The organism is Hyphobacterium sp., from assembly GCF_965229905.1.
Taxonomy (GTDB): Bacteria; Pseudomonadota; Alphaproteobacteria; order Caulobacterales; family Maricaulaceae; genus Hyphobacterium.
Genome location: NZ_OZ245930.1, coordinates 1517682 through 1529629, shown reverse-complemented (window position 1 = coordinate 1529629; position 11948 = coordinate 1517682). Strand labels below are relative to the sequence as shown.

The window sequence follows — 11948 nt, the reverse complement described above, 5'->3', positions numbered from 1 at the left end:
TCCCCTCCGCTCCTGACAGGGGAGGAGATGTCATGCTGAACGGCCTGTTTGCCGCAGCGTCGGTGACCGGTTTCGATCCCGCCGCTGCGACCGATGCCTATATCGCCACCATGGATGCCGCTGCCCGGGCGCGCTCGGACGCCTATTATGAGGGCGGCTACTGGCTCATCCTGATCAATCTGGTCGCCGGCCTGGTGGTCGCCTTCCTGCTCTTGCAGACCGGGCTTTCCAAAGGCTTGCGCGATCGCGTGAAGGGCATGGTGAAATCAACCTCCCTGACGGTCGCGATCTACGCGGCGGTTTACACCGTCGTGACGACCCTCCTCCTGTTCCCGCTGACGCTCTGGCAGGGCTATTTCCGCGAGCATGCCTATGGCCTGTCGACCATGACGCTGGGCGGCTGGATGAGCGAACAGGCGATCGGCCTCGTCACCGGCGTGATCATGGCCGCGATTTTCCTGACCCTGTTCTACCTGGTGCTGCGGATCGCCAAGCGCGCCTGGTGGATCTGGGGCGCGGCGGTGTCGGTGGTCCTGCTGGCGGTCGCGATCTTCGTCTCGCCGGTCTATATCGATCCGCTCTTCAACGAGTACACGCCGATGGAGGAGAGCGAGCTGCGCGACGACATTCTCGCCCTCGCCGAAGCCAATGGCATTCCCGCCGATGACGTCTATGTCTTCGATGTCTCGCGCCAGTCCAACCGCATCACCGCGAATGTGAACGGCCTCTTCGGCACGACCCGGATCGCGCTGTCCGACACGCTGATCGACAATACCGACTCCGACGAGGTGCTCGCCGTCATGGGCCATGAGATGGGCCATTACGCGCTCAACCATCTCTGGGAGATGTTCACCGTCTTTGCAGTGCTGCTGGCCATCGGCTTTGCCTTCACCGACGCGCTCTTTCGTGTCCTGAACGAGCGCTTCGGCGCGCGCTGGGGCATCACCGGAATTTCCGACATCGCCGGCCTGCCGCTGCTCGCGGCCTGCCTGTCCGTCTTTTTCTTCCTGATGACGCCGGTCGCCAACACGGTCATCCGGACCAATGAGGCCGAGGCCGACCTGTTCGGGCTCAACGCCGCGCGCGCGCCCGACGGGTTCGCGACCGCCGCACTACGCCTCGCTGCGTATCGCAAAATCGATCCCGGCGCGCTGGAGGAATTTGTCTTCTTCGATCATCCGTCGGGCCGTGCACGGGTCGCCATGTCGATGCAGTGGAAAGCCGGTCAGCTGGCACTCGGCGCCGAAGACCAGACACCGGAATTGCGGCTCGACCGCGCCGAAGCAATCATGCGCGACCTGGCCGCGCAATCGGCAACCGACTGACCGCTCACCGCATGACGACAGACCAACAGCTGTTCTGGCTGCGGCTGGTCCACACAGCGATCCTTGCCGCCTGTCTGGCGGCGCTCGCGGTTCTGATTGTCTTTGCGACAACCGGACACTGGCGCATGGCTGCAATCTGGGCGCTGATCGCGCCCTTCACCATTCTGGCCGGACTATTGATCAATCGAGGGCGCTGCGTCCTGCAGACCCGCGCCCGCAAGCTGACCGGGCAACCCGACGGCTGGGTGCGGGACATCTTCTTCCTCCGGGAAAGCTGGGCCGTCCGCGTGGTCCGCGCGTTCATCCTGCCCTTCACGCTCGCCGTGATCGGCACACTCGCCCGCCTCGCCCTGGCGTGAACCCGAAACCGGCGCGCCTGACGGTCTCGTCAGCTGCCGTGACCGGTATTTTCCTTCTCTCGCCCGCGCGCCTCTGCCATGCTTCGCGGCGCGATCGAGGACCGGGAGGACATCATGCTGCCAACATGGGCGATGGAAGCGCTGAGCATTCTGACCCAGCTCTTCATTTTCGCGATCGGACTGGCCGCCCTGGCCGTGCTGTTCATGTATGTGCGCGACATCAGCCAAACCCGCGATGCTGTCCGCCGCAACTATCCCGTCGTCGGCCGCTTCCGCAGCCTGTTCACCTCGCTGGGTGAGTTCTTTCGGCAGTATTTCTTCGCCCTGGACCGCGAGGAATTACCCTTTAACCGCGCCGAGCGTGACTGGGTTGAGCGCTCCTCGCGCGGCCATGGCGGCACGATCGGTTTCGGCTCCACCAAGCCTTTGACCCCGGTCGGCACGGCGATCTTCGTCAACTGCCCCTATCCGGTGCTCGAAGACGACATCGCCGCGACCGAACCGATGCGCATCGGCCCGCAGGCCCGCGAACCCTATGACGCGCCCTCCTTCTTCAACATTTCCGCCATGAGTTATGGCTCGCTGTCCAAGCCGGCAGTGCAAGCCCTGTCGCGCGGCGCGGCAAAAGCCGGCATCTGGATGAACACGGGCGAGGGCGGGCTGTCGGAATGGCATCTCGAGGGCGGTTGCGACATCGTCTTCCAGATCGGCACGGCCAAATATGGCGTCCGCGATGACACGGGCCGCCTGTCGGACGACAAGCTGAAGGACATGGCCGCCATCCCGCAGGTCAAGATGTTCGAGCTCAAACTCTCGCAGGGCGCCAAGCCCGGCAAGGGGGGCATTCTGCCGGCACGCAAGGTCAACCGCGAGATCGCGCGGATCCGCGGCATTCCGGAAGGCCAGGCCTCGCACTCTCCCAACCGTCATCCCGAAATCGCCAGCAATGGCGACCTGCTCGACATGATCGCCCATATCCGGGAGGTCGCCGGCAAGCCGGTGGGCATCAAATTTGTCGTCGGTGCTTATGGCTGGATCGAGGAGCTGTGCGAGGACATCAAGGCGCGCGGCATGGAGAGCGCGCCCGACTTCATGACCGTCGATTCCGGAGATGGCGGCACCGGGGCCGCGCCGATGGCGCTGATGGACAATGTCGGCCTGCCGATCCGCGAAAGCCTGCCCATGGTCGCCGACATTCTGCGCCGGCACGATTTGAAAGACCGCATTCGCATCATCGCGTCCGGCAAGCTGTTGCTGCCCTCGGCCGCCGCCTGGGCACTCGCGGCGGGTGCGGATTTCGTCCAGTGCGGCCGCGGCTTCATGTTCGCCCTGGGATGCATCCAGTCGCTGAAATGCCACAAGAATACCTGCCCCACCGGCGTCACCACGCACAAGAAGTCGCTACAGCGCGGGCTTGTACCGAAAGACAAGGCGGAAAAGGTCGCGACCTATGCCGACACGCTTCGCCGGCATGTCGAGATCATCGCCCATTCCTGCGGTGTCGCCGAACCGCGCCGCCTCAAACCCATGCATGTGCGCTTGGTCCAGGCCGACGGACGCTCGATCTCCATGGACGATCTTAACTTCATCCCGCCCGGCCGGACGGCAGGCGAACCGAAATTCCCGGTTCAGCCCTGATCGCTCCAGATCGCGCTCGCCTTATGCACGATTGAATTGCAAGCCTTTCCCGTATAGATTGTTTTCAAGTGGGGAGGTGGGCATGATCAGGATATTGGCGGCCATATTGTTGGCCTGCGCAGCAGCCGGTTGCGGCACCATGGTGCAGTCGGCTCAGCTTTGCGCCAACGGAACATCGCTTCAGGCTTGCCGAAGCGCGACGGATGCCTCGACCCGCTTCGAACGCAGAAACTACATGCTTTATGGCCTGCCGGTTACACGCCTTCAGATTGATTTCGCCCACGCCAAGGATGGGCGCTGGACGGTGGGCGCGTCGGCGAACACCGTTCCCGATAGCGATCCGCTGAACTGGTTCCAGCTCACTTATTCGACCAATCTGCTGACATCGGACAATTTCACCCTCACGGTCGCCGATGGGCTGCTCAACACAGCCAACGCATCGTCCGAACCGCAAACCGTCGAAATCCTGTCACAGCTCGGCAATCTGCGCGATACGATCGATTTTTTTAGTGAACCCTTCGCGCCCGGCATCGAACCGGCTGACCCGGCGGTGCCTACAGCCGGCGGCCCGGACGGCGCACCCGTATATTCGACGAGCTATGCTTTGAGGAGCAGCCAGGCATCCTGCCTGCTCGCGTCCGAGACGATCAGTGTTTGTCCGCCGGCCGAAATCGGCAGTCTCATCCTGGAGGTAACCCGGTCCTGCACCGCGTCGGCACCGTTGCCGGGCCGTGAAGTCTCGGTCGGCGAGTGCGGCGACAATCTGCGCCGAACCCATCGGCAGGATGTTGGCAGCATTGGGCTTGCTGTGATCAGGCGCCCAGCCGGACACGGTGACTCCCCCTCCGTCCGCCAGGCAATGGGCCGGCTCTATGTTGACATTGGCCAGAACAGCGACCGGTCGACATATTTCCGCTTGGCTGCACCGGACCGCTTTGACGTGTCCTTCCATTGCCTCAGCTCGGTATCGCCGGACGGCGCGGCAATGACCAATGCGGCTGCAGCCGCGATTGATCGCGCTTGCCCATCGGACCCGGACACCTTCGGTGAAACCCTTCGAAGCGAGATCTCGATGGTCGTTCCGGCCTTCCAGCTGAACACGATCGTGATGGGGCCGCCCGGTCACGCCATGTCGGCGGACATGTTTGCGACTGCAGTATCGAGCGACGCGACCAGTCTGACATTTTCCGATGGTGTGCTGACATCGGTGACAGTCGATCGCGATCCGGTCAGTCTCGGCGCCTTGCTTGTGACAATTGCTGCGATTTCCCTCGCCGCAAACGACGACTAACGCGGCACGGACACGCGTCTTAAGGTCAGATTGATCCGCCCGCCGCCGGGCACCAGCGTCGAAGTCCCCGGATAGATACGGTCCACGCCGTGATAGCAGCGCCGTGCGTCACCTCCCAGCACCACCACATCGCCCGATGAGACGATCAGTGAGTGCGTCTTGCCCTTGCGCGCCGGCCCGCCAATCCGGAAGCGTGCCTTGTCGCCCAGCGAAACCGAGACCACCGCCGCATCGGTCGCCTCTTCATCCCAGTCGACATGCAAGCCCATGCGCGATTGGCCGTCGTAATAATTGACGAGGCAAGCTTCGAACGGTGCCGGATAATCGGCCACATCCCGCCAGAGCGTCGTCAGCAACTCCGGCGGATCCGGCCAGGGCGCCCCGGTTTCCGGATGGGACGCTTCGTAGCGATAGCCCTTTTCCTTGTCCGTCACCCAGCCGAGCGGACCGAAATTCGTCATTGTGACGCTGAGGGGTTGGCCGGTGCGCGGCATGGAAGGCCGATAGAAGGGGGCTGTCTCCCTTGCAGCCAGAACGGCGTCCATCAGGGCGCGCTGCGCCTGCCGGTTGAAGTACTCAGGCAGGAACCGAAATCCTGCCGGGAAAGCGGCCTGTATCATCGTCAAGCTATGGTTTGGAAACCGACCGACCCCCGAATCCGCTGTCCCTTACCTTGAATCGGGAATACTTCGGCTTCGGGTCCGGCGCTCGATGGGGCGATCAAGCCGTTGCCGGCCGACGCGCTCATCGTCCGTCTCGCCCTCGCCAGCCTCGGAGCTCTGTGGTTGGGATTCGTTGCCGGCCTGATCGACGACATGTTCAAGCTCGTATTCAATGATCCCACCGCTATTGCTGCCGGGACTGTATGCCGTATCCCCGAGAACGAGACCTTCGCCATGGGTGACGGCGCGTGAGCTGGTACTGTCGCTGATCGTTTCTGCCGGCGAACCTGAATGATCCCGGACGGAGTCTAGATCGTTGTTGATGGCGTTCTCGAACCTGTCACGCTGCGCGTCGGTCAGGCCCCCGCTAGGGGAATTTCCGCTATTGCCGTCCTGAGCCCATACGGTGGACGCCATACCGGCGGCGGTCAGCAGTCCAAGTGATCTATGCCAAGCAATCATCGGCCTTACCTCCCTTGAATGGACATTATAGCTGAAAACCCTGCGATAACCGCCTGAATTGATTCTCCGTAAACCCTTGCGGGTTATGGCGCGCCTTCCTATCTCCGCCATCGAGCCGGGTCACCGGCAAACGTAACAGATGACGCAGGCGGCAGGGCCTGAACCCATGGGGGGTTTTCATCACGCCGGTTGGCGCTTCGGGCCAGCCGGCCGCTCGGGAAAACCCCGCCCAAGAAGAAAACGGAGACGATGACGTCATGAGCAAGGTGATTGGTATTGACCTCGGGACCACGAACTCGTGTGTCGCGGTCATGGACGGCGGCAACGCCAAGGTAATCGAGAACGCCGAGGGCATGCGGACCACGCCGTCGGTTGTGGCCTTCACCGAAGACGGTGAACGCCTGATCGGTCAGCCGGCCAAGCGCCAGGCGGTGACCAACCCCGAACAGACCTTTTTCGCGATCAAGCGCCTCATCGGCCGCAACATGTCCGACCCGATGGTCAAGAAGGACGCCGACATGGTGCCCTACAAGATCGTCCCGTCCGACAACAATGACGCCTGGGTTCAGGGCCGCGACAAGAAATATTCGCCCTCCGAAATTTCCGCCTTCATCCTTCAGAAGATGAAGGAAACCGCCGAAGCCTATCTCGGCGACAAGGTCGAGAAGGCCGTCATCACGGTTCCCGCCTATTTCGACGACGCCCAGCGCCAGGCGACAAAAGACGCCGGCAAGATTGCCGGGCTGGAAGTCCTGCGCATCATCAACGAGCCGACCGCGGCGGCGCTCGCCTACGGCCTCGACAAGGGTGAAAACAAGACGATCGCGGTCTACGACCTCGGCGGCGGCACGTTCGACGTGTCGGTTCTCGAGATCGGCGATGGCGTGTTCGAGGTGAAGGCCACCAATGGCGACACCTTCCTCGGCGGCGAAGACTTCGACCTCCGCATCGTCGATTACCTCGCCGACGAGTTCAAGAAAGAGAACGCGATCGATCTCCGCAATGACAAGCTGGCCCTGCAGCGCCTCAAGGAAGAAGCCGAGAAGGCCAAGAAAGAGCTGTCATCGGCCTCGTCTTACGAGGTGAACCTGCCCTTCATCACCGCTGACGCCTCGGGTCCGAAACACCTGACCATGAAGCTGTCGCGCGCCAAGCTGGAAGCGCTGGTCGAGGATCTCGTCAAGCGCACGATCGAGCCGTGCAAGAAAGCTTTGAAAGACGCCGGCATGTCGGCCTCCGACATTGACGATGTCGTGCTGGTCGGCGGCATGACACGCATGCCCAAGGTCCAGGAAGCCGTGAAGGGCTTCTTCGGCAAGGAGCCGCACAAGGGCGTGAACCCGGACGAAGTTGTCGCCATGGGCGCAGCCATCCAGGCCGGCGTGCTGCAAGGCGATGTGAAGGACGTGCTGCTGCTTGATGTCACCCCGCTGTCGCTGGGCATCGAAACGCTGGGCGGCGTCTTCACCTCGTTGATCGAGCGCAATACGACGATCCCGACCAAGAAGTCGCAGACCTTCTCCACGGCCGAGGACAATCAGCAGGCGGTGACCATCAAGGTCTCGCAGGGCGAACGCCAGATGGCGGCCGACAACAAGCTGCTCGGCCAGTTCGACCTGATGGGCATTCCGCCGGCACCGCGGGGCATGCCGCAGATCGAGGTCACCTTCGACATCGACGCTAACGGCATCGTCAACGTGTCGGCCAAGGACAAGGCCACCGGCAAGGAACAGCAGATCCGGATCCAGGCCTCCGGCGGGCTGTCCGACGATGACATCGAGAAGATGGTCAAGGATGCCGAAGCCAATGCCGACGCTGACAAGAAACGCAAGGAGTTGGTCGAGGCCCGCAATAATGCCGAGGCGCTCCTGCACCAGACCGAGAAGCAGCTCGAAGAGTTCGGCGACAAGGTCGGTGATGAGGAAAAGAACGCGATCACCACAGCCGCGGATGAGCTGAAAGCCGTCAAGGACGGTGAGGATGCCGCCGAGATCCAGGCCAAGACACAAGCGCTGGTCCAAGCCGCCATGAAGCTCGGCGAGGCTATGTATGCCGCGCAGCAGGCCGAAGCCTCGAACGATGATGCGGCCTCGGATCAGGATGAGGACGTGGTCGACGCGGAATATTCCGAAGTCGATGGCGATGAATCCGACGACGACAAGAAAGAAAGCGCTTAAGGCTTTCAGTCTTAATGACGGGGGTGCCGCCAGGCGCCTCCGTCACGATGAGGTGGTTTCATGGCCAAGCGGGATTACTACGAAGTGCTCGGCGTTGACCGGTCGGTCGACGCCAAGGCGCTGAAGAGCGCCTACCGCAAGCTCGCCATGCAATACCATCCGGACCGCAATCCGGACGACAAGGAAGCCGAAGCGCGCTTCAAGGAAGTCGGCGAGGCTTATGCGGTCCTGTCCGATGCCGAGAAACGCGCAGCCTATGACCGCATGGGCCATGCCGCTTTCGAGAACGGTATGGGTGGCGGTCAGGGTCCGTTCGGCGGGGGTGCCCAATCCGCGGATTTCGCGGACATTTTCGAACAGGTCTTTGGCGATGTGTTCAATGGGATGGGCGGTCGCCGCGGCGGTGGCCGCCGGACCGGCCCCGCGCGCGGATCCGATCTGCGCTATGATCTCGAAATCTCGCTCCAGGACTCCTTCGGCGGCAAGTCGGAAACCCTGAAAGTCCCGACCAATCTGACCTGCGAGCGCTGTGACGGCGACGGCGCCGAGCCCGGCACCTCGCTGGAAACCTGTCCGCAATGTGCGGGGGCCGGCGTAGTCACCGCCGGCAATGGCATGTTCCGCATCCGCCAGACCTGCCCGCGCTGCGGCGGTCAGGGAAAGACTGTCACGACGCCCTGTGGTGAATGTGACGGCGTCGGCCAGGTCCGCAAGATCCGCAAGCTGGATGTCGACATTCCGGCCGGCGTTGAGGACGGCATGCGCATCCGCCTCGCCGGTGAGGGCGAGGCCGGGGCCCGCGGCGGTCCGCGCGGCGATCTCTACATTTTCGTGTCGATTCGGCATGATGATTTGTTCGAACGCGACGGACCGAACCTTTATTGCCGGGCGACCGTGCCCATGGTGACCGCCGCGCTTGGCGGGTCAATCTGCTGCCCGGTCATCGATGGCGGCAAGGCCGAGCTGAAAATTCCGTCCGGGTCCCAGACCGGCAAACGGATGCGCTTGAAAGGCAAGGGCATGCCGCGCCTGCGTGGTGGACCGCGCGGCGACATGATCGTCGAGCTCTATGTCGAAACGCCGCGCAATCTCTCCGAACGGCAAAAAGAGCTGTTGCAGGAATTCTGTGAAATATCCGGCGGCAATTGCAATCCGGAATCTGACGGATTCATGGGCAAGGCCAAGCGCTTCTGGGACGATCTCACCAGCGAGGACGGGCGGCCCAGCGTCTAGCTAGGCTGACGGCGCCGTCAGATACCAGAGCGCCGCTTTCTGGACATCGGCCGCGAACGCCTTGCGGGCCGTTTCATCGTCCTGCAGCTCCGGCTGAAACAGGGCCGCATCCCGGCTCAGCCCCAGCACCAGCCGCAACATGAAATCCGCCGCCACCGGCGCGAAGTGGGGCGGCTTTATTCTCAGCGCGCTGATCGTCTGCGCCAGATGCGTCTGGAACGAGTCCGGCGGCGCGGCCAAGTCGCCGGTGCGCCCGGCGATCCTCACCAGCAGCGTCCGGTTGGTGATCGCGTGCGTCAGACAGGCGCCGGCCATCTGTCCGATCCAGCGGTGCACGTCACGGTGCCGCCGGGCTTCATCATTAGCGTCCGTCAAGGACAGGATAAGTGACTCCATGCGATCAGCGTAAAGCGCATCCAAAGCCGCGGCCTTATCCTCGAATCGCCCATAGAAGGCTCCGACCGATGACTTGGCCTGCTTGGCGATATCGGCAACCGTCAGCTTGTCGATCGTCTGATCGTCCAAAGCCCGCGCCAGCACTTTCAGAATGCGTTTTCGCGTCGCCCGGCTGCGCGCCTGCATCGCCGGGCGGACGCCGGGTTCACGGCCAGCCTCTGTATCGAGCGACATCGCTTTCGCCTTCATTCCTATTGCATCATGCTGAAACTCATCAGGAACCGGCAGTCTAGCCATTATTAGAATTGAATTCCAGTTCTTATAGAGGAGGGACACGCCGCGCGCGAATTCTATCGCCTTTCCACACGGTTGGGCCGAATTTCTGATTCAGTTTTTCGGACTCCGCCTGGCGGGACTCTTACCGGGTCCGGCCTTGCCCCACCGGTACCGATGGCCGCGTTCAGACTCCTCTTAGATTTGTCACCGATATAAGAAGGATCGCGTCCGCAACCCGGTCCGGGTTTGGTCGCGATTTGGTCGAAGGAAATGGAGAGGCGAATGCCGCTGGGCGTCACAATTATCGGTATCGGAGGCCGACTCGGCAGCACGATTGCCCGCGAAGTGATTGACGATGAACGCTTCACATTGGCCGGCGGTGTTGTCAGGGCGGATTCCGAACATGTTGAGCGGGATCTCGGCGAGCTCGCGGGCGCCGCCTGGATGGACCGCATGAGTGTCGTGAGGCTGGAGGATGCCCTCGATGGAGCGGACATTGTTATCGACGCGTCTACCCCTCAGTCCGCTGCCGCGGTAGCCCAGCGCCTAAGTGACCGCGGCGGTCCGGCCCTGGTCTGCGGCGTAACGGGACTGTCGGAAGAACAATCGGATCTCATCGAGAAGGCTTCCAAGACGATTCCCATCCTCACTGCGCGCAATTTTTCGATTGGCGTGTCGCTGGTCGAGATGCTGGTCGCCACCGCGGCGGCCGCGCTGCCGGCGGAATTGTGGGATGCAGAGATTTCCGAAACCCATCATCGCTTCAAGATCGATGCCCCGTCCGGCACCGCCCTGGCGCTCGGCGAGACCATCGCCAACGCCCGTCAACAGATGCTCGACATGGTAGCCGAGAAGGGCCGCGCGGCCGGGAATGGCCGGCGGCGGCCCGGTGCCATCGGGTTTGCATCGCAACGCGGCGGCGCCGTGATCGGCGATCACGATGTCAGCTTTCTATCCAACCATGAAGAGATCACGATCCGCCACCGCGCCCTCGACCGCCGCGTGTTTGCCGTCGGCGCTCTGACCGCCGCGCACTGGCTTCATGATCAATCCGCGGGCCTCTACAGCATGCGGGATGTCATCGGCAGCGATTGACCGCAAATCACGGTCCGGGGCATAACAACGGCAAGTCAGTCAGGAATTGACATGAGCCGTGCCCGCCGCCTCGTCGACATCGTCAGGACGCTGAAAGCCGCCGCGCCGGGCTCCCTGACCGCGCAGCAGATCGCCGACCGTTTCAGCGTGTCCGAGCGCACGATCTATCGTGACATGGCCAAGCTTATCGATTCCGGCGTGCCGATCGAGGGCGAGGCCGGTCTCGGATACTGGCTGGCACCGGATGACGGGCCACCGCCGATCTCGCTAACCTGGCGGCAGGCGCAGATCCTGTGGCGCGGTGCCCGCCTGATCGCGCTGACAGCCGATGAAGAAGCGGCCGGTGACGCCGTACACGCCCAGGACGCGCTGGCGAAAATGCTAGGAGATCAGCGCGTCCGGCGGCTTGAATCCCATCCGCTGCTGTCACTTACTGACAAGCTGCGGCCCGCTGCGCCGGTTTTGGCGGCCTTCGAGCGCGCTATCGCCAATCGGTTCAAAGTCCGCATCGTCTATGTCGATCTCGATGAGGCCGATCAGGAAGTCGAGGGGCTCGCCGTATCGATGACGCCGATCGGCGAGATGCGCGTGCTTACACTGTCAGTAGATGACAATCTGGTTCATCTGCGGGCCGAACGCATCCGCCGGATCAAGCTACGCGCCTGATTCGGCTAAATGATTCGATTTATTAGATTATTCAGCTGATTCGCTATCAATTGCGGAAAGCATAGCGCCTCAATAATGTTCTTGACATCACGGAATCAGATTATTTTCAGACGCTTGACACTCGCAGGTTTTGAGTGCCAAAAAACCGCTTGATCGATCCTGATTTTATGGCATCCAGAAATTAGGGAGGGGGCGATGTCTAGTCCACACCGCCCCCTTGATCGAAACGAGCGGCTCACGGCCACCGAATCGTGTCGGTCACGTCAGAAGACGCTACGAACGGTTTCTTCTTTCACTGCGCCCGAACGTTTTGTCAACAGTTGGCCGTAGGAAGAAATCAAGATGAAAAAACCTATTGGAACGACTGC

General features: G+C 62.3%; 11 protein-coding genes. 8 read left to right on the top strand and 3 right to left on the bottom strand.

Annotation, left to right across the window (positions count from 1 at the left end; translation table 11 throughout):
• Positions 1–32 precede the first annotated feature (32 nt).
• The 4 genes from ACO08C_RS07740 (at position 33) to ACO08C_RS07725 (ending at position 4613) form a co-directional block, all read left to right on the top strand.
• Complete coding sequence (locus tag ACO08C_RS07740; RefSeq protein WP_421784612.1) at positions 33–1325, top strand: M48 family metallopeptidase; 1293 nt, start codon at positions 33–35, stop codon at positions 1323–1325.
• Positions 1326–1336: 11 nt separating this feature from the next.
• Positions 1337–1684, top strand: coding sequence for a hypothetical protein (locus tag ACO08C_RS07735; protein WP_421784610.1), 348 nt, complete (start codon positions 1337–1339; stop codon positions 1682–1684).
• Between the two features lie 114 nt (positions 1685–1798).
• Positions 1799–3322, top strand: a complete 1524-nt coding sequence (locus tag ACO08C_RS07730; protein WP_421784608.1) for an FMN-binding glutamate synthase family protein — start codon at positions 1799–1801, stop codon at positions 3320–3322.
• A gap of 82 nt (positions 3323–3404) precedes the next feature.
• On the top strand, positions 3405–4613 hold the full coding sequence (locus ACO08C_RS07725) for a hypothetical protein (protein WP_421784606.1): 1209 nt from the start codon (positions 3405–3407) through the stop codon (positions 4611–4613).
• Here ACO08C_RS07725 and ACO08C_RS07720 read toward each other — a convergent pair.
• Positions 4610–5233 (bottom strand): alpha-ketoglutarate-dependent dioxygenase AlkB family protein, encoded by a 624-nt coding sequence (locus ACO08C_RS07720; RefSeq protein WP_421784604.1) that lies wholly within the window; start codon positions 5231–5233, stop codon positions 4610–4612. The genes ACO08C_RS07725 and ACO08C_RS07720 overlap by 4 nt on opposite strands.
• Before the next feature lie 48 nt (positions 5234–5281).
• Positions 5282–5692, bottom strand: a complete 411-nt coding sequence (locus ACO08C_RS07715; protein ID WP_421788668.1) for a DUF4157 domain-containing protein — start codon at positions 5690–5692, stop codon at positions 5282–5284.
• Between the two features lie 302 nt (positions 5693–5994).
• Here ACO08C_RS07715 and dnaK point away from each other — a divergent pair, with 302 nt between their 5' ends.
• Positions 5995–7914 (top strand): molecular chaperone DnaK, encoded by a 1920-nt coding sequence (dnaK, locus tag ACO08C_RS07710; protein WP_421784603.1) that lies wholly within the window; start codon positions 5995–5997, stop codon positions 7912–7914.
• Between the two features lie 60 nt (positions 7915–7974).
• Positions 7975–9147: a molecular chaperone DnaJ gene (gene dnaJ / locus ACO08C_RS07705; RefSeq protein WP_421784601.1), complete on the top strand. Its 1173-nt coding sequence runs from the start codon at positions 7975–7977 to the stop codon at positions 9145–9147.
• Here the strand turns inward: dnaJ and ACO08C_RS07700 are convergent, their stop codons facing one another.
• Complete coding sequence (locus ACO08C_RS07700; RefSeq protein WP_421784599.1) at positions 9148–9777, bottom strand: TetR/AcrR family transcriptional regulator; 630 nt, start codon at positions 9775–9777, stop codon at positions 9148–9150.
• A gap of 324 nt (positions 9778–10101) precedes the next feature.
• Between ACO08C_RS07700 and dapB the strand changes: the two genes are divergently transcribed.
• Together dapB and ACO08C_RS07690 are read left to right on the top strand one after the other, a co-directional pair.
• On the top strand, positions 10102–10914 hold the full coding sequence (gene dapB / locus ACO08C_RS07695) for a 4-hydroxy-tetrahydrodipicolinate reductase (protein ID WP_421784597.1): 813 nt from the start codon (positions 10102–10104) through the stop codon (positions 10912–10914).
• Positions 10915–10965: 51 nt separating this feature from the next.
• Positions 10966–11580: a helix-turn-helix transcriptional regulator gene (locus ACO08C_RS07690; protein ID WP_421784595.1), complete on the top strand. Its 615-nt coding sequence runs from the start codon at positions 10966–10968 to the stop codon at positions 11578–11580.
• The last annotated feature ends 368 nt before the right edge of the window (positions 11581–11948 follow it).